21 protein-coding genes and 1 tRNA gene are annotated in these 24,364 nt (G+C 51.9%); 17 read left to right on the top strand and 5 right to left on the bottom strand.

Going from position 1 to position 24,364, the window contains the following annotated elements:
* Positions 1-5: 5 nt before the first annotated feature.
* The 11 genes from BOC67_RS14160 (at position 6) to BOC67_RS14110 (ending at position 12,164) form a co-directional block, all read left to right on the top strand.
* Positions 6-227: a hypothetical protein gene (locus BOC67_RS14160; RefSeq protein ID WP_291911012.1), complete on the top strand. Its 222-nt coding sequence runs from the start codon at positions 6-8 to the stop codon at positions 225-227.
* On the top strand, positions 228-995 hold the full coding sequence (locus BOC67_RS14155; protein ID WP_291911010.1) for a hypothetical protein: 768 nt from the start codon (positions 228-230) through the stop codon (positions 993-995).
* Positions 964-1,893, top strand: coding sequence for a hypothetical protein (locus tag BOC67_RS14150; protein ID WP_291911009.1), 930 nt, complete (start codon positions 964-966; stop codon positions 1,891-1,893). The genes BOC67_RS14155 and BOC67_RS14150 overlap by 32 nt, the downstream gene beginning before the upstream one ends.
* 2 nt (positions 1,894-1,895) lie before the next feature.
* Complete coding sequence (locus tag BOC67_RS14145) at positions 1,896-3,101, top strand: baseplate J/gp47 family protein (RefSeq protein ID WP_291911007.1); 1,206 nt, start codon at positions 1,896-1,898, stop codon at positions 3,099-3,101.
* A gap of 2 nt (positions 3,102-3,103) precedes the next feature.
* Positions 3,104-4,834 (top strand): hypothetical protein, encoded by a 1,731-nt coding sequence (locus BOC67_RS14140; RefSeq protein WP_291911005.1) that lies wholly within the window; start codon positions 3,104-3,106, stop codon positions 4,832-4,834.
* Between the two features lie 2 nt (positions 4,835-4,836).
* Positions 4,837-5,691 carry a hypothetical protein gene (locus BOC67_RS14135; RefSeq protein ID WP_291911004.1) on the top strand — a complete coding sequence of 285 codons (855 nt, stop codon included), beginning with the start codon at positions 4,837-4,839 and terminating at the stop codon, positions 5,689-5,691.
* Between the two features lie 2 nt (positions 5,692-5,693).
* A complete protein-coding gene (locus BOC67_RS14130; protein ID WP_291911003.1) occupies positions 5,694-6,524 on the top strand; it encodes a hypothetical protein in 831 nt (276 codons plus the stop codon).
* Complete coding sequence (locus BOC67_RS14125; RefSeq protein ID WP_291911002.1) at positions 6,517-7,602, top strand: hypothetical protein; 1,086 nt, start codon at positions 6,517-6,519, stop codon at positions 7,600-7,602. Before BOC67_RS14130 ends, BOC67_RS14125 begins: the two co-directional genes overlap by 8 nt.
* A gap of 17 nt (positions 7,603-7,619) precedes the next feature.
* On the top strand, positions 7,620-9,191 hold the full coding sequence (locus BOC67_RS14120) for a hypothetical protein (RefSeq protein WP_291911001.1): 1,572 nt from the start codon (positions 7,620-7,622) through the stop codon (positions 9,189-9,191).
* A 30-nt stretch (positions 9,192-9,221) separates the two neighbouring features.
* The gene (locus BOC67_RS14115; protein ID WP_291911000.1) at positions 9,222-11,582 is read left to right on the top strand and encodes a hypothetical protein; all 2,361 of its coding nucleotides are present in this window, start codon (positions 9,222-9,224) and stop codon (positions 11,580-11,582) included.
* A 90-nt stretch (positions 11,583-11,672) separates the two neighbouring features.
* Positions 11,673-12,164 carry a hypothetical protein gene (locus BOC67_RS14110; RefSeq protein WP_291910999.1) on the top strand — a complete coding sequence of 164 codons (492 nt, stop codon included), beginning with the start codon at positions 11,673-11,675 and terminating at the stop codon, positions 12,162-12,164.
* A 229-nt stretch (positions 12,165-12,393) separates the two neighbouring features.
* On the opposite strand, the gene BOC67_RS14105 is transcribed toward BOC67_RS14110, so the two are convergent.
* Positions 12,394-13,017, bottom strand: a complete 624-nt coding sequence (locus tag BOC67_RS14105; RefSeq protein ID WP_291910998.1) for a hypothetical protein — start codon at positions 13,015-13,017, stop codon at positions 12,394-12,396.
* An 86-nt stretch (positions 13,018-13,103) separates the two neighbouring features.
* Between BOC67_RS14105 and mqo the strand changes: the two genes are divergently transcribed.
* Together mqo and BOC67_RS14095 are read left to right on the top strand one after the other, a co-directional pair.
* Positions 13,104-14,615, top strand: coding sequence for a malate dehydrogenase (quinone) (gene mqo, locus BOC67_RS14100; RefSeq protein ID WP_291910996.1), 1,512 nt, complete (start codon positions 13,104-13,106; stop codon positions 14,613-14,615).
* Positions 14,616-15,476 (top strand): fumarylacetoacetate hydrolase family protein, encoded by an 861-nt coding sequence (locus BOC67_RS14095; protein WP_291910995.1) that lies wholly within the window; start codon positions 14,616-14,618, stop codon positions 15,474-15,476.
* Positions 15,477-15,584: 108 nt separating this feature from the next.
* Here BOC67_RS14095 and BOC67_RS14090 read toward each other — a convergent pair whose 3' ends face one another.
* Together BOC67_RS14090 and BOC67_RS14085 are read right to left on the bottom strand one after the other, a co-directional pair.
* A complete protein-coding gene (locus BOC67_RS14090) occupies positions 15,585-16,277 on the bottom strand; it encodes an HAD family hydrolase (protein ID WP_291910994.1) in 693 nt (230 codons plus the stop codon).
* Positions 16,278-16,337: 60 nt separating this feature from the next.
* Positions 16,338-17,732, bottom strand: a complete 1,395-nt coding sequence (locus BOC67_RS14085) for an MmgE/PrpD family protein (RefSeq protein ID WP_291910993.1) — start codon at positions 17,730-17,732, stop codon at positions 16,338-16,340.
* 76 nt (positions 17,733-17,808) lie between these two features.
* Between BOC67_RS14085 and BOC67_RS14080 the strand changes: the two genes are divergently transcribed.
* From BOC67_RS14080 to ligD, 3 genes are read left to right on the top strand one after another with little or no spacing between them, the layout of a single operon-like run.
* A complete protein-coding gene (locus BOC67_RS14080; RefSeq protein ID WP_291910991.1) occupies positions 17,809-18,315 on the top strand; it encodes a CinA family protein in 507 nt (168 codons plus the stop codon).
* An 11-nt stretch (positions 18,316-18,326) separates the two neighbouring features.
* Positions 18,327-19,856, top strand: a complete 1,530-nt coding sequence (locus BOC67_RS14075) for an FAD-dependent oxidoreductase (RefSeq protein ID WP_291910990.1) — start codon at positions 18,327-18,329, stop codon at positions 19,854-19,856.
* Positions 19,857-19,901: 45 nt separating this feature from the next.
* Complete coding sequence (ligD, locus tag BOC67_RS14070; RefSeq protein ID WP_291910989.1) at positions 19,902-22,682, top strand: DNA ligase D; 2,781 nt, start codon at positions 19,902-19,904, stop codon at positions 22,680-22,682.
* Here the strand turns inward: ligD and BOC67_RS14065 are convergent.
* Complete coding sequence (locus BOC67_RS14065; protein WP_291910988.1) at positions 22,677-23,234, bottom strand: AAA family ATPase; 558 nt, start codon at positions 23,232-23,234, stop codon at positions 22,677-22,679. The two genes, ligD and BOC67_RS14065, sit on opposite strands and share 6 nt — an antisense overlap.
* 17 nt (positions 23,235-23,251) lie before the next feature.
* Positions 23,252-23,962, bottom strand: a complete 711-nt coding sequence (locus tag BOC67_RS14060) for a phytanoyl-CoA dioxygenase family protein (protein WP_291910987.1) — start codon at positions 23,960-23,962, stop codon at positions 23,252-23,254.
* A 112-nt stretch (positions 23,963-24,074) separates the two neighbouring features.
* On the opposite strand from BOC67_RS14060, the gene BOC67_RS14055 reads away from it, so the two are divergent.
* Positions 24,075-24,159, top strand: a tRNA-Ser gene (locus BOC67_RS14055).
* Positions 24,160-24,364: the final 205 nt, after the last annotated feature.

Below are 24,364 nucleotides of genomic sequence, written 5' to 3'. Positions count from 1 at the left end.
AAAAGATGTCCGATAGCCTCAAAGCGCGGATGCTGGAAGCCAACAACAAAAAGCAGGAAGATGCCAATGCCGCTGTTACGGCCTATTGCGAACACCTGGAAGCGGAAGTCTACAATGCTTTGCGTAGCATCACTATCACCATTCCCCCGGGGGCGATCATCGTCCAAACGGCTATGGGCCCTGCTGCCAATGTTACCCCGATCGTTTTAAATTCAATTGTTAAATAGATGAGTATAGAAAATGCAGTGCGCTACAGAGCCGTACTTTATGAACGGATAGGGAAGTCGGCGCTCAACGTAATGTATCCGAATGAATTCGAATATTACGTATGTGCGTTGGAGTTAGTGAATGCCAACAACAAATCCCTGCGCTATTTCATCTTCCCGGTGATGCCGTCCAACCTGGAGGAAGTGCAGCCTAAAAGTACCAGCGTCCGCAAAACGCTGGGCGGTACGGTAGCCTTGTCCAGCAACACGTTCAACCCTGTGGATATCACGCTGTCGGGCAACTTTGGCCGGAAGTTTAAAGTGCTGCTCGGCTCCAACTTCGAGGATTTTGTCAGCGCTTTCAAAACACCCAGGGGCAGCAGCCTGGTGGATAAAACCCAAAACGCCGTCAGGCAGATCTTCGACAACCGCGTTAAAACAGGCTACGGCTGCCTGAAAGTGATGGAGGAGATCATTACGGAAGCGGATCGTATAGACAGGGATGGCCCCAGGTTCCTGATCTTTTATAACCTGGCCTTCGGCACGAGTTACTATGTGAAACCTACGTCCTTTAAAATATCCATGTCGCAGGATTATAACATGATTCACAGTTATAACCTCAGCATGAAAGGGATTGCGCCGCTATCGGCCATAGAAAACCCCGCAAGCCGCTACAGGAGCCTGCAAATGGCCAGCATGACGCAGGACCACATGGATAAGACCGTCAACAAACTTTCAAGGCTTTTAACTTTTGACCATGACGACTTTAGCTACGCTTTTAGAATTTGAGCGCATTACCGGCAAAAATATCAGGCAGTTCTTCCGCAATGCGCTGAACTTTTTTCAGTCCGGCTACCCGCTGCTGGCAGCGTATTACGCCGGCAGCATCAACAGCGTCAAAAGCGATCCTTTCGCTGTGCTTACAGCGCTGGAGCAGGACATACAGATCCTGTTCACCGCCTTTCAGACCCATAGCGTGCAGCTGACCAACAGCAGATGGTGGTTCCTCCTGGAGGACCTGGAAGAGCTGGACAACCGGCTGAAGACCTGCAGGAATATTGCGCGCTGGTCAAGGTCTACCCGCTCCAATACGGGCTTCCTGGATAAGACGGAATCTTCCTACACGCTGCCTGCCGGCCAAACCCTGGAGCGTATTTCAGGCGATATGTTGAAGGACAGCCTTCCCGAGGACGACTGGATGGATATCGCCCTGCGGAATAACCTGCGTGAGGAAGACTATTCCATCGACGGTGGGGTCAACCTGCGCCTGTCCCTTCCTTCCGCCGGCGGCAGTGTGAAAGTCAACACCGTGGTGGATGTGATGGAAGGCCGCAACATCCTGGGAAAAGATCTGCATCGCGCAATGCGGTTTACGGATAACGACCTGGCGGTGCTGAGTCCGGACGAAACGGTGGTGCAGAGTGTGGACATCCTGGCGGCGCTGAAAAATAACGACAATCCCTATGCCCCCAACGACGGACTGCAAACCGCGGTGATCCTCGGCGGCAACAGGGCCTCCCTCAACTTCCCGGTCATCTCCCGGCAAATGTCCAGGACGTTCGCCTCGGACGATACGCTGACAGGCTTTACCATCAAGGAATTGAAAGTGGAGAACGACAACCTCCTGATCAATTACGAGGTAAGTACAAGATTGAATGAAACGATTGATGCTAGTATTACATTATAATCATGGCACTGGACATTAAACCATCAACTTCTGTTGAACGAAGATTACTTTTCCTGGAAACCCTGATCAATACCACGGATAAAGTGACGAAGGTATCGGACAACTCGGTGCTTTCAGGTATTGCTACCGGTATATCCAAGGTGGTGGGAAAAAGCGAAAAGGATATCATCCTCGCACTCAGCCAGCTGTTTCCGGATACGGCTTTCGGCTCCCAGCTGGACCAGGTAGCCGCCAACTTTGGCGTGGCGCCCCGGATGGGCAGCCTTGGTTCCACTACCTATGTAAGGGTAATGGCCAATCCCGGCACCGCCTACAGCGCCAGCATGCATTACCCTATCTCCACGGCCGGTATCCGGTTTGAATTCGAGGAAGATTTCACCGTAGGGGCGGCCGGCTTTACCTATGCCAGGGTGAGAAGCATTGAAAAAGGCGCAGCCACAAATGTGGAAGCCCTCTCCATCTCCCGGCTGACGCCGGCGCCGGCAGGCCACCTGAATATCGTGAATGAGAGCAGGGCCGAATTCGGCAGGGACGTGGAGCCGGACGAATTTTTCCGCATCCGGATTAAAAACGGTTCCAACATATTGGCAAGAGGCACGCTGGCCATGATGGAACAACTGTTCATCGCCATTAACCCTAAAGTATTACGGGTGTTCCATTACGGCAACAGTAACAGCGGTAAAGTGGTGCTGGGCATCGTCACACAGGACGGTTCCATCCTTACTTCCACGGAGCTGGACAGCCTCCTGAAAGGCAGCGCCGACTATTTTTCCCTGACGGAATACAGACCCTTTGGTACGGAGTATTACGGGATTGAACTGCGGAATGTTATCTACGCGCCGGTAGACGTGTGTTTCCGTGCGGAACTGGACAGGTCCGTAAACCCGGACGACATCCGCAAGGCCATACAGATCGCCATTTCCAAGTACCTGGACTTCCGGTATTTTGACCCGTCGTCCATGAAGGTGGAATGGGATAACCTCCTGGAAATTGTGAAGAACACCCTGGGGATCAAATATGTGCCGGACCAGTATTTTTACCCGCGTACGGACCTCTCGGTAGACCAGTTTGCCCTGCCAAGGCTGCGTGGCTTCCTGATGCTGGACCTGGAAGGGAAAATCATCAGCAACTTCAGTGGTACGCTTTCGCCGCTGTATTATCCAAACGTCATTGATCACGACTACATGTCTACAATTTTAGATTTATAACTATGGCTATTCAGGCAACAATATTAAGGGAAGAAGGCAACAGCATCATCCTCACCTGCCCGCCGGCAGTAGGGCTCTTGGGGATTTCCTCCTTTGCCGATGCAACTGCCGGAGAAGATGAAAGCAATTATTTCGAAAAATTTTTCCGCTATACTACTAACGGTATCGAATACACGGAATGGCAGCCGCTGAAGCTGGAAAACCTTACCGGCCTTACCTTTTCAGGTGATGATGTGGTTGTTTTTGAGCTGAGGTATAACCGCAGGCTCAGCGATCCGGAGGCCACGCTGGTATTGAACGGGGCCAGCCTGGAACCATCCGGTACCGCCCCGCTCAAACCGACGCCGGCATTCGACCAGTCCATTTTCGCCAGGTATTTTGGCGCTTATGATCCGGAGGTAGTCAGCTGGTATCTCAACGTGTTGCAGAAGTTGTACGAGAAAGGGATCGTGCCGGCTTATATCGACAGGAGCAATGAAGAGAACGGTAACCAGGACTTTATCGATTTCTGGGAATCCGTGGCGCATTTTGTATCGTTCCTGGTGATCTATGCCCGCAAGTTCCAGCACTTCTATGAAACGGATTTCCTGTTGGCCGACTTCATCAGTCAGCGTGGGCTGGCTGTTTCGGACGCGGCTACGCTGCCGGAAATGACGGAACTGATGGAGCATTTTTACCACCAGGTGGCCCGCCGAGGTACCAAACATATCTACGATAAAAAGGAGCTGGGCGCCGCTATCGACGGGGAGCTGCTGCGACTGATCAACTACCGCCAGGAAGATGAGCTGTTGTTCAATCTCTATAAGCCGGAACACTTCGGCTGGAACCTCGGTAATGCATCACCGCTGTACAAAGGGCTGTACCTGAACGATAATATCAACAAGAGTTATGAAAACCATTTTGATATAAAGGATGTAAGTAAATACCCTGTTTACGGAGAGGTGCGTGTTGCGACGGACGGGGAAAAATCAGTGATGCAGATCACCGACGGCGGATTGAAAAGCACCGATCCTGCATACCGGATCAAAGTGGATCCCCGGCTGGATTACGAGTTCTCCTTCCTGGTAAAATTGGAACCAGGCAGCCGGTTATCAGTGGGGATAAACTCCTTTGACAAAACCGGCGCGCCGCTGAACGCGCGCTCCTACAAGGACGGATCGGATAAGAATTATTTCTTTGAGTCCGTACAGCTGGTGCGGAATGATAAATACCTGCTGGTAAAGCTGTTCATCTATAACCGCAACAGGAAGACCTTTGCGAAAGATACGACAGAAATCAAGCAGGGCAACGATCTCATCTTCCATGCGGACACCACTTATGTTATACCTGTTATCGAAATTACAGGTGCCGGCAGGTTATGGGGCATGCGTATGCTGCCCATGCAAACAAACTATTCCAGGGGGCTGGTGCAGGTAAACAACTTTATCAGCATCTGGATGCGTAACCGGAATCACTCTTTTGCCATCGGCCAGGTGACGCATTACATCAGGCATTACCTGATTCCTTACAACTCCTGGATGGCGTTGACGGATGTAGGGAATGCCGGGTATAATGAAACGGAGGAAGAGCCGGAATCTTTTTACTGGCAGCCGGCGGCGCCGTATTGCGAAACAACGGCGTGGCGGCCGGCAAGCCCTGTCTGCGAAGAAAGGGAAACCGCCTGGATAGGCGAGCTGGCCACCGCATACTGTCTGAATTACGGAACAGGATCTCCTAACCCCCCAACTTTATAATTATGGCAAATACAGGAATGAAACAATATGCCCTGCTGGTACAATATTCAGCTACCACAGGGCTACCCACAGGGGTGGTGAAGCCGAATGTGCCCGGCGATCCGGATTATGTGCCGCCGGCGCCGGACCCTACAGGATGCCCGTTTACAAGCATTCAGCAAACACGCTTTACCATTAATAACTACACGACGAAAGAACAGGCCGGCCCCATTACCTATAACGTAATTACAGGCGCCAACACGGCAACGCTGCAGGCGTCGGAAAGCAGCGCTTTCGAGGAGATGGGCGAGAACCATACCATTACCATTTCAGGGGAGCGTATCGGTCAAACCTGGAGATATACGGGTGAAACCATTACTTATGACGCTTTCCTGTTTAAAGATGAGAAGTTGACGGCTGTCGGTTCTGCCTCCGCCTCCTGGGATAATTTCAATTTCCTCGGCCTGTCCGGCGAAATACTCATCAACGTGGTATCTACGGACAGGGGGTATTATGGCCAGGCAAACGTAGTTGCCATACAATTAGGCGAGGACGTCGGTACGGCAACCTTTTCCTTCATTGGCAACGACGGCGAGCTGGTCACCCTGGATAGCAACAATACCTTCGGCGCATATGATATGCAGCCGTATATGGTAGCTCCGGATTTTAACGGTACCAACAGTAATGATTTCCCGCTACTCATGGAAATAACCACCTACGACGGTGACTGGGTGCCGGTGGACCCTGACAACCCCGATGCCGGCTCAGTGCCGCTGCCCAACGTCACTACTGAAACCATTGAAGCTGGGGCGGTTATCAGCAGGAATCTTTCGGCTGATTTCGGAGGCGACTTTTTTGTACGTATCGTAAAAAAGTAAGGATGCAATACAAGTTGTTACTGACGCAGGCGGACACCACGATGTTTAACTGGCAGCTGAAAGTTTTCTTTTCATCCATTGAACACCTGGAAATCCCTAAAGAGAATATCATCCTGCTCACAGAGATCAAGGGTAAGCCCTCTGACGAATTCAAAAAGTTTGAGCGGTTTGCCACCTGCCACTATTTTGAAGATAAGCGGCAGCGCTTCTATAAACCTTCCTGCAAGCCGCATTTATACGGCCGCTACTGGGAAATGTGTCCGCAGAATAAAGAGGAGTACTTCTTCTTTGCAGAACAGGATATGTTGATTTTCGCCTTGCCGGAGGTACCGTTAAAGCCGGATACCTGGTATTGGAGCGATGCCTCAAGGTTCATTGAGAAAGGAAAGTACGAACATGTTATCGGCATGGAACCCAGGCCCTGGAAGCCCGGCGGTTTTCATGCCATCGGTACCGGCGTGGATGCGGACTTCTGGTATAAGGTAGAGGAGGACAGCATCAGGTTGTATGAGTACATGTGCAGGCATATCGACCTCCGGTACGACCGGTGGATCTGCGAAATGCGGGCCTGGATATGGAATATCTGGGACAGGGGATTTAAAACGGAGCTGCCCGCTGAACTGGATTTTGAATACGGCAAAGGATGGAAACGCCCTGTAAAACTTTACCATCACCTGGATGCCCGGGTGTTTGACAAAACCAGGTTTCAGCACACGGAACCTTTTGACGTGATACAGCAATACCATGCGCCGCAAGAATTATCTGTGTCGCGCTATATCAATGCTGTTAAGGATTGTAGTAATAATTTCTTAAAAAAGTTTAACAATGCTTGATAATACCGGAATGCTGGCGTACCAGTGGCTGATACAGGTGGATGCCCGCACAGGCGAACCTACCGGCCTTCGCAAACCAAATGATCCGGCCGATCCGGATTATATATCGCCTACCGAAAATTACGACGCATGCCCGCTCCCTTATACCTGGGAGCCGATGGACGCTTATTGCGAGGCAGCTTCTTATTATTGCGCACCGGGCTATACGCTCAGTGCAGATGGTACCCGTTGCCTGCAGGTCAATAGCGCCGCGGCTACGGCGCCGGCTACGCCGGCAAAAGCAGTGGCGACCACCAATAACTACTTGTCGCATTATGTGTACATATATTCGGAATATACCAATACAGGCGCAGGTTCTCCTTCATTAAGGTATTACGACACCTTCTGGTCCAACCCCGTCCCCAATACAACAGACGGGGCATTTAACCGTTGTGGCCTCTGGGTGGATACGAATAACGATGGCATAGCGGATCCTGTATTGTCCAAATGGATGGGATTTGTTGTTACCCTGGATCTGCCTGCAGATGAAAAAGTTTTTATCGGAATCGGTTCTACCACCTCCGGCCGCATCCTGTTGACAAATTCGGATGGTACAGCCAGGAACATCGTCACCTATACGGACTATAATAACTACGAAATATGGAGAATGTTTCAGGTGCAGCTCAGAAAAGGGTTGAACCTGATACAGCTGGAGGGGCTGGCGCAGATGAGCGCGCCGCTGGGCTTCGGAGCGGAGATCTATCGCAATACCTGGAGCCAGTTGTACTATTCCCCCGGGGAAAATGCAAATATCATCTGGTCGACGGCCAACTTCCGCGGCCAGCACTTCCATACCGGCGATGGAGGTTATTCCTGCCCGGCCGGTTATGCGCTTGACTTTAACAATGGCAGCCCGGTGTGCCGGCAGATACTGGTCGATCCGGTCAAACAACACAACACCGGCAAGGTGGCGTATCGCCGTCGTAAGCGTTTGCTGCGCGGCGTAGAGGATGGCACTATCGAAAACAATATACAGGATGCAGGTACAGGCCCTTACTTCCCGCCGGTAGACGATACCGGTACCTGCCCGATTAATTAACCCCAAAAAATAATGATATGGAAAATACCGGGATGGTCAAATACCTCCAACTGGAAGAATATACGGTAGGTACAGGTCAACCAACGGGCAGGAAAAAAAAGAATGCCCCCGGAGATCCGGATTACGTACCGCCTGCTTATAACCCGGCCGTCTGCCCGGTAACGCCGGCAGTGCCGGTGAGCAACAATAAACTTCGCGTCCGCCTCGTGTACAGCGGCGGCCAGTTCCTGAGCTTCCAGCACCTGGAAATTGCGCCCTGGGATAAGGCTGCCAATAACCCGGCGATCTATGATGATAAGTGCCTGGTGCTGCCAGGTCAAACATTGGAGCTGGCGCCAAAACCCCAGCTGCAGGTGGCAGAATGGTGGAAAATAACGATGGTGAGCAGTAACTTCTCCAAAAAGTTATCCCTTCAGCTCATCATCAGGTACACCACGGCCGATGGTGTGCAGGACCTCCTTACCACTACCGTCGATATGAATTCCGGGAAGGTATGGGATAATATTAAGTTGCCACGCACCACCACCGGCGGGCTGAATATGCTGGAATTCATTATTGCAGATACTGCCCTCCCTTCCGTGGAAAACACACCGCCTGTAGCCAATGCCGGCGCTGATATAGCCGTATTCGTAGAAGATGAACCGGCTGTGCAGCTGCAGGGTAGCGGCACGGATGGAGATGGCTACATCGTTTCATGGCACTGGGATAAACTCGTTGGCCCTGTGGCTTATAAACTCAGCGACCCCAACATCGCCCGGCCGATACTCACCGGCCTTGTTGCAGGCCTGTACAAATTCAGGCTAACGGTTACGGATAACCATGGCGCTATTGGCCAGGATGAAGTAAGTATCACTGTTTCAGCAAGGGAAGCATCTGCCAATGGCACGTTGCTGGCCTACGTGGATTCACTGGCGCAACAGGCATCCATTACGCAGATTGAGTTGCGTCCGAACGGTGAAGGGGACCCCATCGTGTTGCTGCAGGCGCCTTTAAGCAGCACGGATGCTCCGCTGCTGAAAACGCCGCCTAAAGGCACGTATGATATGTACGTTACCATTGCAGGAACAGCAGGCGCAGTAAAAGCAGAATATGGCGGTAAATCCGTATGCCAGCCATACCAGGGCGAAGGACTCTATATTTTCCACGCTGTCACTATTGGCGCAGGGGCAGATGGCGTAGCCATCACCCTATCCAGCGGCAATTGCGGCGACGAGCCGGTAACCCTCCTCTATGCGCACCTTGCCGTCACTAACCGCACCGTTACCGAACAAGCTTTGCTCCCCTTCGGCAAAAAAATCATCCGCGCCGCAAACGTAACCGTCCGTTTCTACGAGGATGCCGCGCTCACCCAGCCGGCAACCGCCAACGTACTCCTCAACTACCGCATCGCTACCACGGAAGCGGTAACCGCAGGCACGCGCGTACTGGATACCTATACCCAGGTAACCAACACCGATAACCTGCTGCTGACAAGGGATATGGGCGAAGCCATTTATGACCTGAGCCTGGAACCTGATAAGCAACTGCTGAGCGACACAAACATCACCTATGAACTCTTACCGGGCGTAGGTTACAAAGTAATCAGTTAAACAGATCGTTAAATTATTATAAGCTTGTAAATGTCAAGATTTAAATTTTGCCCTGACTTATTTTTAGAAGCCATTGAACTGAACCGGTTTGCTGATTTCATGGACCAGCAGGGGTTCCGGAAGAACATCCTGGAAAATTCCATGACCTTCGGTCTGATCAAGAACCAAAGGCTGGACCCTGATTTCCTGAATGCAAAAGTGGAGCGCGACCTCGATACCACCGTCGGTCAGAAAACGATTAAGATCCGGGAAGCAAAAGGTATCGACGCCGATGGCAATTTCATCTACCTGCCCGAAACCAATGGTATTCCCGTTCCGGCGGATGGCGCCTGGTACTGGATAAAGCTCCGTTACCAGCCGGTAGCCGAAGAGCAGGGAACCGTCAGCCTCGCCATTAATGGCGACCTCGTAGGCGTGGGCACCCGCTTTACCAGCACCCTCAGGGGCTTGCCCAACTTCCCCTCCAGGATTTCTTTCCCAGGCTCCAAATACAATAAACAGGAATACGATGTATTGGAAGTGATCGACGACCTGCATGCGAAAGTGGCGCATCCCGCCACCACCACTACCGGCATCGCGGAGTTTGTAGTGGAAGAAAACCTGAAGTACCGCGTAGTGGGCACCTTCACACCGGGAGCGGCCATTCCTAACGCGAATAAATATCCTTTCCAATACGATGGCGCTACCTATTCCCTCGAACGGGAGCTGCAACAGAACCAGGTTCCCGGCGTGTACAATGCAGGCCGCGAGTTTTACATTGCGCGCGTGAAAGCGGAAGGCGGCAACGTAATCATACAGGATAAGCGCCTGGAATATTGGAGAACGCAGGCCGACTATAACGCCGTTGCTATGGACTTCCAGGAGAACCCGCTCATAGGCGTGGAGTCCATCAAATGGCAGCATCCTACCACACCGGCAAACAAGAACCAGGTACAAATTGCATGGGGTATGCGTACGCAAAACTGGTCGGTGGATACGTCGTTTAATATGCTCACCCTGCTCGGCGGCGCCACAGGCGGTATTTACAAATCCACGGAGGACTTCACCAACGGCGATTTCAACGGCTGGCGCGTGTATTTCCCTAACGGCAATTACCGCAGGGTCATCTCATCCGTGAAGCAGGGCCAGGCCATTAACCTCCAGCTGGACGTGCTGGATGTGAATGATGTATCAGCCGATGGCGGCGAAACATTTTTTACCGGGCAGTATATGCTCGTGGTGCCCGACTGTGAACACGTGATCATCAAATGCTCGCCGGATCCGAATGATAACATGGGCAACGTGGAAGTAGAATACAGCTTCCCGGTAAATACGCTCTATGGCGTGTGCGAAGTGGATGCCTATAAGGACCCCGTATGTAACTACCTGATCACCTACCGTTACCATACCGGGAAAGGATACACGCCTTACACGGTGCTGCCTTCCGATACCGTGCATGGTTTCCTGACGGAAGCTTCCTTTTCCAATGGCGGCCTTCTCAAACCTGCCGACAGCCGGGTGTTCCAGACCTACGCTTCCAGCGAAACAAGCGGCTTTATCCCGGTCAGGACTGCTGCCTATTCCTACAGTCACTTTGTAGGCAAAATGGATAAGGGGGATATTAACGGCGTCAACGTCATCAGCGCATTCACCAATACCCAGTTAATGCAGTTGCAGGTAGGCAAGGAGAAGAGTTACCAGTATATCACCGGCAACATCACCCTGAACGACGACCTGTATATCAGCCTGAGCGATGACGGCGCTGTGGAAGGCAACCGCTTTACCATTCATTTCGACTGTGAAGCGCTGGGCATGGGCGGCAAAAATATTTACATCGTCCGCAATTATGCCGGCGGTAACCCGGATATCCTGAAAAAGATCACTGCGGCAGACGTTTGGCATATGCTCAACCATGACGGCGGTATTGTGTTCAACTGCATTTACTCCGGGAACAACTGGTGCCTGTCCGCTAACTACGAACTGCAGCAGCCCTTCCTGATTGCCGCTACAGACGGGGTTATTACGGACCTCTTTGATGCCGGCGGCTGGGGTAAAGTAAAAGGGTATTTCGGTTATCACCTCTGCGATGGCCGGGAAGGCACGCCGGATTTAAGGGACCGCTTTATCCTCGGCGCAGGCAACAGCTACCAGGCCGGCAAAACCGGTGGCGCGGCCACTGTTACGCTGACCATCGCCCAGATGCCTAAACACAGGCATGGTCTGAATGCATCCCCCAGCCAAAGCACCAATGGCACAGGTTTCATGGTGCAAAACGGTAAGTCTAACACACCGCCCTGGGATGGCGATGAAAACGGCAGCGTTTCCAACGCAATGGCAAAAGTGGGTAACAACGAACCGCACGAAAACATGCCGCCATATTATGCGCTCTATTACTTCAAAAAAATGTTCTAACATCCCGCCAGGAGTCATTTAATCAATCCGGATTAAATGACTCTTCCCCTCAAAATTTCGATTGTTCATTCAAATCCTATATCCTTATTTATGGAAACATTAACGCTTAAGTGTGAAAAGACCCGTGAGTTGTCTATCTATGATTTTTTTGTGGTGCTACAGGTAGAATGGTTACAGGCGGACATCCGGCAGAAGATCTACCAGAGTGAAAAAGATAAGAAGTACTGGGGCCGGGTGAAAGAAGGGAAGGAGAATACGATCCTCAAAATTGCGGAGAGGAACAACCTCCCTAATCTTTTCAATGATCCGTACATCAAGGCAGAAATCAGCAGCCGTGTTTTCCAGAAAACATCCTATCCCTTGTTCACCTACAAAAATGCGGAAATGAAAGCGGAACTTGAATACCTGGACCTGCTTTTTTATTACTATAAAGGCACGGAAGTCCGCTTCGAGCTGGAAGACGGCTCCTCCCAAACCGGTACGGTAGCGGCTTATCAGCCATTCGATGCATTTGTCACGGTGAATGTCAACGGGGTGCATACCCGGGTGCCGGTAACCAAAACCCGCCGCGCGCACCTGTAAATCACGCCTGTTTATCCTTTTCGCCGCGAAACATTTTTTATGATTGTTTGTTGCCACCCTATCTTATTACAGGCGTTGGGGTGTAGCCGTTATTTTTTTTTAGAGAGAGAATAAGTGCAGCCAGCTCCTTAAAGTCCCGGAGCTGGCTGCACTTTACGCGCCGCATATGCCGGCGCAACCAGGCTGCCGGCCGGCAGCCGCGTCGGTGTAAAACGCAGGGAAGCAGGCATCACTTCCTCGTTACAAATATCCAGTCGTTATGCACGCTCCGCCGCGCGGCGCCGCTATCTTCCGGTGCATACACGAGTACTCCCTTGCAAATGCCGTCCTTACCGGCTTCGAAGCTGATGCCGGATTTTATATCTTCATACACATCCAGGCTGTCTTTTCCATTTACGAAAGTGCCGGTGTTAGTGAGCGCATATTGATGTTGAATGGCGGCCATCGGCGTGCCGGGGCCAATTCCGTTTGTAGTGCGGAATGCGGGCGAAGTGACATATACGGATTTGACATGCGTGATCGCTTCATCCGGGCCGCCCATATTGCGCTGACTAAATATGCTGGTCTGGTAAATGCCATCCCTGTGGCGGGCATACCAGGTATTCAGGTATGTGCCCATGGCCGCATCCGAATAATCAGGATGGCCCATTTGCCTGATCAGCGAGTCCGCATTGGCCTGTATAACAGTGATGCCTATGCGCTTTCCTGGCATGATCAGTGTAGTTGTATCCGGAACGGGTATGGTTTCCACAGCAGCGGGAGGGAGGCTGTCGGCCTCATGGCCGGCTTGTTGGGTGGGTTGATGACAGGCAGTTGCCAGGCCGGCAATTGTCAGTATCCAGTACCTTTTCATAAAAAAATGTTTATATCTCTTAAAGATCATAAACTTTTTTAAGAAAACTTTATTTTATATAGGCGTACTTTTCAAATTGATCCAATATGCAAAAGCAACAGTTACATACGGATGTGTTATTGATTGGCGCAGGTATCATGAGCGCTACCCTCGGTACCCTGCTGAAACACCTCGCTCCGGACTGGTCTATCCATATCTACGAGCGGCTGGACCGTATTGCCGCCGAAAGTTCCGACGCCTGGAACAACGCCGGCACCGGCCACTCTGCCCTCTGTGAGCTGAACTATACGCCGGAAAGGGAAGACGGTACCATCGATACGCATAAAGCCCTGCATATCATCGAGCAATTTGAGGTTACCAAACAATTCTGGGCCTCCCTCGTGGATAGCGGTCAGATCAAAGATCCGTCCACCTTCATCCGCAGCGTGCCGCATATGAGCTTTGTACACGGGGAAAAAGATGTGACCTACCTGCGCAAACGCTTTGAAGCCCTGCAGCAATACCAGCTGTACCAGGGCATGGAATATTCCGATGACCCGGAAAAAATTAAACAATGGATACCGTTGGTAATGGAAGGGCGCAGCCTGTCGGAAAAAGCCGCCGCCACCTACATGGCCTTAGGCACGGATGTGAACTATGGCGCCCTCACCCGTACACTGATCCATCAACTCGAAAAGCAACCCGGCGTCAAATTACATCTCGAACATGAAGTAAAAGACCTGAAGCAACTCACCGATGGCCGGTGGGAACTGCGGATCAAAAACCGCCGCGCAAAAGCCACCCAAACCGTCACGGCCGACTTTGTGTTCGTTGGCGCCGGTGGCGGAGCGCTGGAACTCCTGCAAGACAGCGCTATTCCTGAATCCCGCCTCTACGGCGGTTTCCCCGTTGGGGGCGAATGGCTGGTGTGCCGTAATCCCGCCGTCGTAAAAAGGCATAACGCAAAAGTCTATGGCCAGGCATCCGTAGGCGCGCCGCCTATGAGCGTACCTCACCTGGATACCCGCGTCATCGACGGGGAAAAAGCTATCCTCTTCGGGCCTTTCGCCACCTTCTCCACCAAATTCCTTAAAGAAGGCTCCTTCTGGGACCTCTTCGAATCCATCAAATACTGGAACATCCTGCCGCTGATGAAAGTAGGGCTGGAAAACTTTGACCTGGAAAAATACCTGGTCCAGCAACTCACCCTCTCCTTTGAAGACCGCATCGATGCTTTACGCGTCTTCTACCCGGAAGCAAAGCCGGAAGACTGGACCCTGCAGGAAGCAGGGCAAAGGGTGCAGGTCATCTACAACAACCCGGATGGAGGAGGAGAGCTGCGCTTTGGTACGGAAACCGTTACCAGTAAAGACGGCAGCATTGCCACCTTGCTCGGCGCTTCTCCTGGGGCTTCCACCGCCGTGCCCATCATGCTCGAACTGCTGGAAGCCTGCTTCCCGGATAAAGTAGCGGATGAATGGCGGGAAACCCTCGAAGAACTCATACCCACCTACGGTACCCAGCTGGAAGGCAATCCCGCGCTCATCAATAAAATCAGGAACTGGACCAGTAAAAGTCTTAAATTGGACTGGCAGCAGCCTGAAATCAAAAACAAATAGATGAAGTTATTACGATGGGGTAATCCCGGGGAAGAAAAACCGGGCATACTGTTGAACGGCAAACGATACGATGTATCCGCTCTCGGGGAAGACTATACGAACGAATTTATAGGCAGCGGCGGGTTGGAACGCCTGGCCGGTTTCCTGGAAAAAGAAGGCGCCAAACTTCCGGAAGTACCGGAGCTGGCGCGTACGGGTATTCCGCTGGCCAATCCCGGTAAGATCGTTTGCGTGGGCCTTAACTATAAGGACCATATCCGGGAAACGGGCTTCGTGGCCGAATCGGAACCTATCCTCTTCCTGAAAGCGATGAGCGCATTAAATGGCCCCTACGACGGCGTGACCATTCCTAAAAACAGCGTGGAAACAGATTGGGAAACGGAACTGGGCATCGTCATCGGCAAAACAGGCACCAATATCGAAAAGCCCGCGGCGATGGATTATGTGGCCGGCTATATTCTTCACAACGATATCAGCGAAAGGGCCTTTATGAAAAAGCGCGGCGGCACCTGGGATAAAGGAAAAGGCTGCAATACCTTTGCGCCGTTAGGGCCCTATTTTGTGACGAAAGATGAAATTCCCGATCCAGGCAACCTGCGGGTGTGGCTGAAATTAAACGGGGAATACATGCAAAACGGCACTACCGCTGACCTGATCTGGAAAGTACCGGACCTCACGGCCTATACCAGCGAATTTTTTGGCCTCTTTCCCGGCGATATCATTTCCACCGGCTCGCCTGCCGGCAGTGGCATCGGCCAAATGCCGCCCCGGTTCCTGCGCCCCGGGGATATCATTGAATACGGCATCGACGGACTGGGTACAGGTAAGCAACTCCTGCGCGCCTACGGGGAAACCCACTAGCCTATTGAAGCAGCAAAGACCTGCATTTTGTCCGGGGTGAACAAAACACAAGCCTTTGCTGCTTTGCGCTTTATGCCGCTTAAACCTGGTTGTTTGGCCGTAAGCCTGCTAAGCCAGGTGCCCTAATATCTCCCTGATATTGGACAATTTAATATAGTTCGGGTGCTTCGGCTCCTCATCCAGCAGCTCGTGCGCCCAGGTGATATGATAAGGGATATGCGATGCGTATCCATCCAGTTCCAGTACCGGCAGTACGTCCGATTTCAGGCTGTTGCCCAGCATCAAAAAAGAGGAAGGCGTACAACTCAGCTTTTTCAACAGGTGCGAATAATCCGCTGCTTTCTTATCACTCATCACTTCCACATGATGGAAATATTCCTGTAGCCCGGAGCTTTTCACCTTTCGCTGCTGATCCAGTAAATCCCCTTTCGTAGCTACTACCAGCTTATATTTTCCTTGCAGGTGCTGCAATACTTCTTCCACGCCATCCAGCAGTTCAACGGGTTTTTGCAACTGATCCTGCCCGAGCGCAATGATCTTGTTGATGATACGCGCATCGGCCTTGCCTTCTGTGATCAGGTTGGCGGCTTCTATCATGCTTAGCATAAATCCCTTCACGCCGTATCCATAGAGCTTGAGGTTCTTCATCTCCGTCTGGTACATGATCTGCAAAATTTCGTCGCGGGGCATGTAGTCGGCCATCAGCTCAGCAAATTGCAATTCGTTTTCACGGAAATATGGCTCGTTTACCCACAAGGTGTCATCGGCATCAAAGGCTATAATCTTTAACTTTTCTTTCATGTTTTCTGATTCGTCTGTATCAAAGTTAAACCAATCGGGCGGACTTTCTACTGCAGCCTGTCAGGATTCGGTTTTGTCAGGTGATAATAACAATTCCAGCAACTCATTGGCGCTGCGGGTTTCCAGGTTTGCAATACATTGGTATAGCCGTTGCCGGTAGGCGGCGCCGGTATTGTCTGCATTCATTTTCTCGAATTTTATTTTGATTTCATCCGTGCTTAAAGGCCGCGTAAAAAATCCTTTGTAATCTTCCTTTTCAAGGGTATAATGACTGCTGTCGTTCATCGTGATTTTTACCTTGCTGCAAACTTTGTCAGGATATGCGACCGTGTAAGGATCCAGCATGCCCACCACTTTCACCGGTTTATGAATCGGCAGGCCGGTATGGCAATGCACTCTCTTTAACAGTTCCTGCACATCCAGCCGCTGGATACGCGCAGGCGTGAGTTGGGGCGGATAGAGCTGCTGGTCTATCAGCGTGGCGGCGGCTACATAGGGCAAACTATGATCGCCCTGTTCTTTTGAATACACATGCATCCGGTCCCCATACTCGCCATTGCCAACAATATGCAGCGCTGTGAGGAAAATAGTGATATCGATTTCCTTCACTTTTTCAGGAGAAATATTATGCGCTACCGTCAGTTCCTGGATGGCTTCCAGGGCGGACTGCGTGTGTACTTCCGCGTTAAAGGTCTTCAGGATGCACCGGGGTATAAGGTCAAAGTTTTCCTGTTCCCAATCGTATTCCAGTTTCAGTCCATAGATTGCATTGTAACCTTTCTCTGGCAGTTCAAACAGTTTACGCGGGCCCGTCACCTGCTCCCGGGCCATCATGGCAATGTTTACCGCGCCGTTGTTTACCAGGGAGGATGCCAGCCCCTTCCATTCCGTCGTGTACGAAGCGCGGGAGGTAACCAGCGGGTTATAGCTGCAGCCGGCAATCGCCAGTGCGTTGGCCATCTCATCCGCTGTCAGCCCCAGCAGCTTGCCGATGCCTGCCGTGGCGGAAAAGGCCAGCAGGGCGGTGTGGTCATACCCGTTGATCATCACCGGCAGCTGCTCCGTCAGCCGGCATTCCAGCTCATAGGCTATGGCCATGGCCAGCAGGAAGTCCTTCCCGCTCACCTCGCGCAAATGGCAGGCTGCCAGCAGCGCCCCGATGTTGTCCGAAGGGTGGCAGGTGGCTTCCTTTGCCAGGAAGTTGTCCATAAAGTCAGGATACCTGATCAGCGTGGTGTAATACTGTGCGGCGTGGTCCGCTGGCAGTTGCAGGCTGTTGCTCAATTTTTGAAGGGATGCCGCTACCTTTTGGGGCGTTTCCTGCGTTTGGGAAAATACGAATGAGGCCAGGCTGTCGAGCAAGTGATTTTTAAGCTGGGCCAGGATTTCGGGCGACATATCTTCCCATTTTTTGCGGGTAACATAGTCTGCCATTCGGTCTATCTGAGTTTTCATATCCTAAACTGTTGTTTAAAAAGGCATGCTAATTTCTATGCCATTCATGGCACAGTGTTAGAATAAAAAATATCATATGAAAACGATAGATGAAATTACCGTCAACCAGATACGGGACAGGCTGGTAGCCGCCGAACAAACCCTGGCAGTGGCGGAAAGCGTTACTGCCGGCATGTTACAGGTGGCGTTCTCCTCCGCATTTAATGCCACTGCATTTTTTCAGGGAGGCATTACTACGTACAACCTGGGGCAGAAGGCGAGGCATTTAATGCTGGATCCCATCCACGGCGAACGTTGTAATTGCGTTTCGGCATATACGGCAACCACCATGGCTGAAAATTGTTGTACACTGTTTTCATCAAATTGGGGAATTGGGATCACCGGTTATGCCTCGCCGGTGCCGGAACAAGGTATAACGCAACTCTATGCGTTCTATTCCATCGCAAAAGATAAGAAAGAACTGGCCGCGGGTAAAATACTGGCTACGCACGACGATCCGCTGGCGGTGCGCTATTATTTCTGTAACGAAATCCTTACACATTTCCTGGCGGCATTGCAGGCAGGAAGTATTGTTTCATCATAAAAACTGCTGGTATGATTAACAGAGATGGATACACTATCAGTTTATGGCAGCAACATATATCTGCTTTTCCACTGAGTAGTAAGCATGAGGACAAAACGTACGATGTAATAATCGTAGGCGGCGGTATTACCGGGGTAACCACTGCCTTCCTGTTGCAGGAGGCGGGCTTTAAATGCCTCCTCCTCGAAGCCGCCAACCTGGGCTTTGGCACCACCGGCGGTACTACGGCACACCTGAATACGCTGCTGGATGTATCGTACGAAACCATCGAAAAGAACTTCGGCCTGCAGGCATCCCGTGCCATCGCAAAGGCCAGCGCCAATGCCATCCGCTTCATTGAAAAAATGACGCAGGAATATAAAATAGACTGCGGCTTCCAAACCGCGGACGCTTACCAGTATGCGCAGAATGAGGAGCAGGACAAAGCCCTGGTCCGCGAAGCCACGGCGGCTACCAATGCCGGGCTGGATGTGAGCCGCGTTGCTACATTGCCACTGCCCATCGCCTGCAGCTCCGCGATACAGGTAAAGGGGCAGGCTAAGTTCTCCCCGCTGCCATACCTCTACGAACTCGCAAAAGAATTCGAAAACCTTGGCGGCGTTATCCTGGAAAATACCCGGGTAACGGATATCGCTCATAACGAAACGGTGGACGTAACCGCGGGCGAACATACATTCAGCGGCCGTAAATTGATACTGGCTACGCATATTCCGCCAGGCATCAACCTGCTGCACCTGCGCTGCGTACCTTACAGGAGTTACGCCGTGGCGGCGCGGCTCAGCCAGAACGATTATCCGCAGGACCTGTATTACGACATGGAAGAGCCTTTCCACTACATCCGCAGCCAGGAGGTAGATGGGCAGCAGTACCTGATTGTAGGCGGGGAGGATCATAAAACCGGGCATCACGAAAATACGAATCTCTGCTTCCGGCAGCTGGAAGCCTGGGTGCGTAAGCATTTCCCGGTGGCGGAAATAACACAGCGCTGGTCCTCCCAGTTCTACGAACCGGTAGACGGGCTGCCTTACATCGGCCAGCTGCCCGGCGAAGAAGAAGATATTTATGTAGCTACAGGCTTCAGCGGCAATGGTATGATATACGGCACTGTAGCGGCATTGCTGCTGCGGGATATGCTGTTGGGCGTGCAGCATGAATTGGAAAAAATCCTGGACCCTAACCGCTTAAAGCCCATCGCCGGCTTCAGCAACTTCATTTCGCATAACGCGGATGTGGCTAAGCAGTTTGTAGGCAAACTGATTCCCGCCGCGTCCCTGCCGCAGCTGGCGGACCTCGCGCCCGGCGAAGGAAAGGTGATCACCTACGAGTCGGAAAAAATGGCCATTTATAAGGACGAAGCAGGGGAGCTGCATACCGTCAGCCCCGTATGCACCCACATGAAATGCGATGTAAGCTGGAACAGCGGAGAAAGGTCCTGGGATTGCCCCTGCCACGGCGCGCGTTACAATACGGACGGGCAGGTGCTGAACTGTCCTTCCACCATGGCGCTGCATGCCCTGCATGTGGCTGCTACGGTAAAATGAACTATTCTGCCAGCAATTGTTTTATAATAAGAGTAAACGCCCTGCATGAGTTTAGCGAAATACAGGCAAAAACGGACCTTTACCTCCACTCCGGAGCCTACCGGCGGCGAAAACGCCGGTAAAGCGCTGCGCTTCGTGGTACAGAAGCATGATGCCTCGCACCTGCATTACGACTTCCGGCTGGAAATGGAAGGCGTGCTGAAAAGCTGGGCCGTGCCCAAAGGGCCTTCCATGGACCCTGACGTAAAGCGCCTGGCCATGATGGTGGAAGACCATCCGTACGATTATAAAGATTTTGAGGGCATCATACCCAAAGGCAACTACGGGGCAGGTACCGTCATCGTGTGGGACGAAGGGGAGTACCTGCCGGCAGAAGAGGATAAAAAATCGAAGAAGTCGCCCGAAAAGCAGCTGCTGCACCAATTGTACAGCGGTAAACTCAAATTTGTACTGAAAGGCAAAAAGCTCAAAGGCGAGTTTGCCCTGGTGAAAGCCTCCGGCAGAGGGGAAAATGCCTGGCTGCTGATGAAGCTGAACGATCAATACGCCACCAAGGCGGACGTTACGAAGAAGGACAAGTCGGTCCTGACTTCCAAAACCATAGAACAGGTAGCTGCCGCGCCGGAAAAGGAGTGGAAAAGCAACCGTGCCGCAAAAGTAACGGAGAAGCCTGTACGAAAAAAAGCGGCGGCCAAAGCAGCCACTGGAAAGGCGGCAGCGCCCAAACCCGCAGCACCCCAAACGCCGGCGGACCTCCCGGGCAAAAAAGCCCCCATGCCCAAAGAGGTGCAGCCCATGCTGGCTACGCTTACCAAAGGTCCGTTCGACAAACCCGACTGGATATACGAAATCAAATGGGATGGTTACCGGGCCGTGGGTTACCTGAACAAATCCAAAGTGGAATTGCTTTCCCGCAACCAGATCAGCTTCAACGCCAAGTTCACCACCGTGGTGGACGCGCTGAAGGAATGGAACACCAAAGCCGTGGTAGACGGTGAAATAGTTGCGCTGAATGATAACGGTGATCCGGACTTCCAGGCCCTGCAAAACTTTCTCAAGCATGGCCGCAGCGCCCATATCGTGTACTACATCTTCGACCTGCTCTGGTACGAGGGGCGGGACATGCGGCAGCTTCCCCTGCTGGAACGCAAGCAGTTACTGGAAAGTATTCTTCCGCCGGATAATCCCGTCTTGCAGTACAGTAATCATATCACCGGAGAAGGTACCGCCTTTTTTGAAGCAGCGGTAAAGCGGGGCCTGGAAGGGATTATGGCCAAAGCGGCGGACAGCGCATATTCCACCGGCCGCAGGTCGGAAAGCTGGCTGAAGATCAAGAATAACCACCAGATGGAAGCGATCATTTGCGGATATACCGAAGGGCGTAATAGCCGCAAGTATTTTGGCGCAGTGGTGTTGGGGAAATACGCCGGCAAAAAGCTGCATTACATCGGGCATACGGGCGGAGGCTTCAACGAGCAATTGCTGAAAGAGCTGTATGCAAAATTCCAACCGTTGAAAACGGACAAGAGTCCGTTCAGCCCCGTGCCTAAAACCAATATGCCGGTCACCTGGCTCAAACCGGAGCTGGTATGTACCGTTAAGTATGCAGAGGTAACGCAGGAGGGCATCCTGCGGCAACCTATATTCCTGGGGTTGAGAGAAGATAAAAAAGGCGCCAGCGAAAAAAATGAAAAAGTAGTAGCAACACCTGTATCCAAAAAACCTGAAAAGATGGCAACCACTACCAAGGCTCCCAAGAAGGCGGCTGCGAAGAAGGCCCCCGCTAAAAAGGCCACGCCGAAAAAGGCAGCTGCCGCCGGCAAAACTACCGCGAAAAAAAGCAGTACTGCAAAGGCGGCCACTGCATCTCCCCGGAATAAAAAAAGTAAAGCCGAAGGCTTTTTACCCGCTGATAAAAACGAGGTAGAGATGAAGGTGGATGGCCATTTGCTGAAGTTTACCAACCTGGATAAGATATACTGGCCGGTAGAAAAGATCACCAAAAGGGATATGATCAACTACTATGCAGCGGTGGCGGATTATATTTTTCCTTACCTGAAGGACCGTCCGCAGTCGCTCAACCGCTTCCCGGAAGGCATCAATGGCTTTAACTTCTACCAGAAGAACGTGGAAGACAAGGTGGCGGACTGGATCAGCACTTTCCCGTACACGAGTGAGTCCGACGGAGAAACGAAGCTCTTTATGGTCTGTAAGGACAAGGCCACCCTCTTGTACATGGCCAACCTGGGCTGCATAGAGCTGAACCCCTGGCACAGCACCACCAGGAAGCCGGATAATCCGGACTACTGCCTGATCGACCTGGACCCGGACAAGAACCCTTTCAGCCAGGTGGTGGAAACCGCCCTGGAAGTCAAAGACGTGCTGGATAAGATTGGCGCGGACTCCTTTGTGAAAACCTCCGGTTCAACGGGCATGCATATACTGATCCCGCTGGGCGCGAAATATACTTTTGATCAGTCGCGCATGCTGGCCGAGCTGGTGGTGAACATCGTCCATAAGCGACTGCCCGACACCACGAGCGTCGTACGGACGCCTGCCAAGCGCAAAGGCCTGATATACCTGGATTTCCTGCAGAACCGGCAGATACAAACCATGGCCTGCGCGTATTCCCTGCGGCCAAAGCCTGGCGCTACGGTGTCCGCGCCGCTAAGCTGGAGCGAGGTGAAGAAGGGCCTGAATATGAAGGATTTTAATATCTATACGATGCCTGAGCGGCTGGCGAAAAAGGGAGATCTGCTGAAAGGCTTACTGGGTAAGGGGATAGATTTGAATAAAGTGCTGGATAAATTACAGAAACTGTTATAGCGTCCGCAGGGAATACAGGTGGTTCAGTACAAAAGTAGCCCTGGCCGTGGGCACATCCTTCGGCACTTTTATCAGCGTATAGCCGTGGGCGGTATAGGTGGCCGCCATTTGTTCGTACGTGGCGACGGCGGTCTCAAAATCCTGTTTTCTTTCAGCGTCCTGCTGATAAATCTCCTGCCACGGTGGAAGTATAAAAACATCCGTATGGTAGCGATATTCCGCCGCTGCGCTTTCATACAATGCGATTTCCGGACCATTGACGAGGTGTACATAACCCAGTACATCCGGAATGCCCCTGTCGAAAAAGCAGGTGTTGGTAGTGGTGAGATATTCGTTGTAATCCAGGATAGACCGTTCCAGCATCAGCCGGGAGAAGGCGGTGGTATCCGCCCATGGAACGGCGTTTCCCTGCTGCTTCACCTGTTGCTGTATAATCATCCGCCCGGCTTCGGGGACGGTGTCATACCCGCGCTGGCCCAGGGCTTCGAGCAGGGTGCTTTTGCCTGCGCCGGGGCCGCCGGTAATTACGAAGTAGTTTGTTTTTGTGATCATATGCGAATGTAAATTTTTTAGAGGGATAATTTTTCGGACCAGGCAAGCGGGTCGGGGAGCTGCATACTGGCGAATTCGATATGCAGCACTCGCCGTTGCCGCTGGTTGGTGGTACGCCCGGAGCTGTGCAGCAGCAAGGGTTTCATGAGCATGGCGCCTCCGGCCGGTACTTCGCAGTGGACTTCCGTTTCGGTGTCCCGGTTGATGGTTTCAGGGCGGTAAATGCCTTTGGCGTGTGAGCCGGGGATCACCTTCAGCGCGCCGTTGGCGGCGGTGGTATCGTCGAGATGAATGCGCAGCGTTGTGATATTTTCCAGGTAGGGGAGCGGTGGCTGCACGGCAAACTGGTTGGTTTTAACTGTCCATGGGCCAAAGCCAGGCAGCGCGGCTTTTTGATTAACGGAGATGGTAAGGTCCTGGTGGTAGGATACGTACCAGTTGGACGCTGCCGGCTTGTCGAAATAAATACTCTTCACCACGAAACAGTTGTGGCCAATGGCTTGCTGCAGGAGGCTTTTAAAGCGGTCATTCAGCAGCAGTGGCAGCACTTCCGGCACTTCTTTGAGAAACTGCCGGATGGCAAAGAGGTCGCTGGTTTTACGGAAAGTTTCCCTGCTGCTATCTGCCTGGGAGATGCAGGAGAGAATAGCCTGGATCTCTGCGGCGGTGTATAAAAAAGGCACAATGGCAAAGCCGTTGAATGCCAGGGAATGCTGGTACGAAATCATGTGTTAAAGATAGCTATTCCTTTGCGCGCATGAGTTTAAGCCAAAAAATTTTCAAAAAAAAGTTGCCATAAATTTTTTAAATTCAATACGTTTTTTACTTTTGTGGCCCACTGGAGAGTTGGCAGAGCGGTCGATTGCGGCAGTCTTGAAAACTGTTGACTGTAACAGGTCCCGGGGTTCGAATCCCTGACTCTCCGCAAGCAAAAAGAGATCATCGGTAAGATGATCTCTTTTTTTGTTTTAGAAGCGTTTGGAGAATGCGTCAGTCTTTTCTCAAATGATTTTGACTGTAACAGGTCCCGGTGTAAGCTTCCCCTAAAACTAAGCCAGTCAGGATTAGAGCTTCTCATGCAATAGACCTTGATAAAAACGCTCGGCGTATTTGCAAGGAGATAGATACCC

It is taken from the genome of Chitinophaga sp. CB10 (genome assembly GCA_001870995.2).
GTDB lineage: Bacteria > Bacteroidota > Bacteroidia > Chitinophagales > Chitinophagaceae > Chitinophaga.
This window is presented reverse-complemented; position numbering and strand designations above follow the sequence as displayed.

What these genes read in the sequence shown, in the direction of transcription:
- BOC67_RS14075 (WP_291910990.1), top strand. Translation starts at nt 18,327, where the DNA reads ATGATTAACAGAGATGGATACACTATCAGTTTATGGCAGCAACATATA.
- BOC67_RS14150 (WP_291911009.1), top strand. Translation starts at nt 964, where the DNA reads ATGACGACTTTAGCTACGCTTTTAGAATTTGAGCGCATTACCGGCAAA.
- BOC67_RS14095 (WP_291910995.1), top strand. Translation starts at nt 14,616, where the DNA reads ATGAAGTTATTACGATGGGGTAATCCCGGGGAAGAAAAACCGGGCATA.
- BOC67_RS14065 (WP_291910988.1), bottom strand. Translation starts at nt 23,234, where the DNA reads ATGATCACAAAAACAAACTACTTCGTAATTACCGGCGGCCCCGGCGCA.
- BOC67_RS14120 (WP_291911001.1), top strand. Translation starts at nt 7,620, where the DNA reads ATGGAAAATACCGGGATGGTCAAATACCTCCAACTGGAAGAATATACG.
- BOC67_RS14090 (WP_291910994.1), bottom strand. Translation starts at nt 16,277, where the DNA reads ATGAAAGAAAAGTTAAAGATTATAGCCTTTGATGCCGATGACACCTTG.
- mqo (WP_291910996.1), top strand. Translation starts at nt 13,104, where the DNA reads ATGCAAAAGCAACAGTTACATACGGATGTGTTATTGATTGGCGCAGGT.
- BOC67_RS14145 (WP_291911007.1), top strand. Translation starts at nt 1,896, where the DNA reads ATGGCACTGGACATTAAACCATCAACTTCTGTTGAACGAAGATTACTT.
- BOC67_RS14115 (WP_291911000.1), top strand. Translation starts at nt 9,222, where the DNA reads ATGTCAAGATTTAAATTTTGCCCTGACTTATTTTTAGAAGCCATTGAA.
- BOC67_RS14125 (WP_291911002.1), top strand. Translation starts at nt 6,517, where the DNA reads ATGCTTGATAATACCGGAATGCTGGCGTACCAGTGGCTGATACAGGTG.
- BOC67_RS14140 (WP_291911005.1), top strand. Translation starts at nt 3,104, where the DNA reads ATGGCTATTCAGGCAACAATATTAAGGGAAGAAGGCAACAGCATCATC.
- BOC67_RS14080 (WP_291910991.1), top strand. Translation starts at nt 17,809, where the DNA reads ATGAAAACGATAGATGAAATTACCGTCAACCAGATACGGGACAGGCTG.
- BOC67_RS14110 (WP_291910999.1), top strand. Translation starts at nt 11,673, where the DNA reads ATGGAAACATTAACGCTTAAGTGTGAAAAGACCCGTGAGTTGTCTATC.
- BOC67_RS14160 (WP_291911012.1), top strand. Translation starts at nt 6, where the DNA reads ATGTCCGATAGCCTCAAAGCGCGGATGCTGGAAGCCAACAACAAAAAG.
- BOC67_RS14105 (WP_291910998.1), bottom strand. Translation starts at nt 13,017, where the DNA reads ATGAAAAGGTACTGGATACTGACAATTGCCGGCCTGGCAACTGCCTGT.
- BOC67_RS14060 (WP_291910987.1), bottom strand. Translation starts at nt 23,962, where the DNA reads ATGATTTCGTACCAGCATTCCCTGGCATTCAACGGCTTTGCCATTGTG.
- BOC67_RS14135 (WP_291911004.1), top strand. Translation starts at nt 4,837, where the DNA reads ATGGCAAATACAGGAATGAAACAATATGCCCTGCTGGTACAATATTCA.
- BOC67_RS14130 (WP_291911003.1), top strand. Translation starts at nt 5,694, where the DNA reads ATGCAATACAAGTTGTTACTGACGCAGGCGGACACCACGATGTTTAAC.
- BOC67_RS14155 (WP_291911010.1), top strand. Translation starts at nt 228, where the DNA reads ATGAGTATAGAAAATGCAGTGCGCTACAGAGCCGTACTTTATGAACGG.
- ligD (WP_291910989.1), top strand. Translation starts at nt 19,902, where the DNA reads ATGAGTTTAGCGAAATACAGGCAAAAACGGACCTTTACCTCCACTCCG.
- BOC67_RS14085 (WP_291910993.1), bottom strand. Translation starts at nt 17,732, where the DNA reads ATGAAAACTCAGATAGACCGAATGGCAGACTATGTTACCCGCAAAAAA.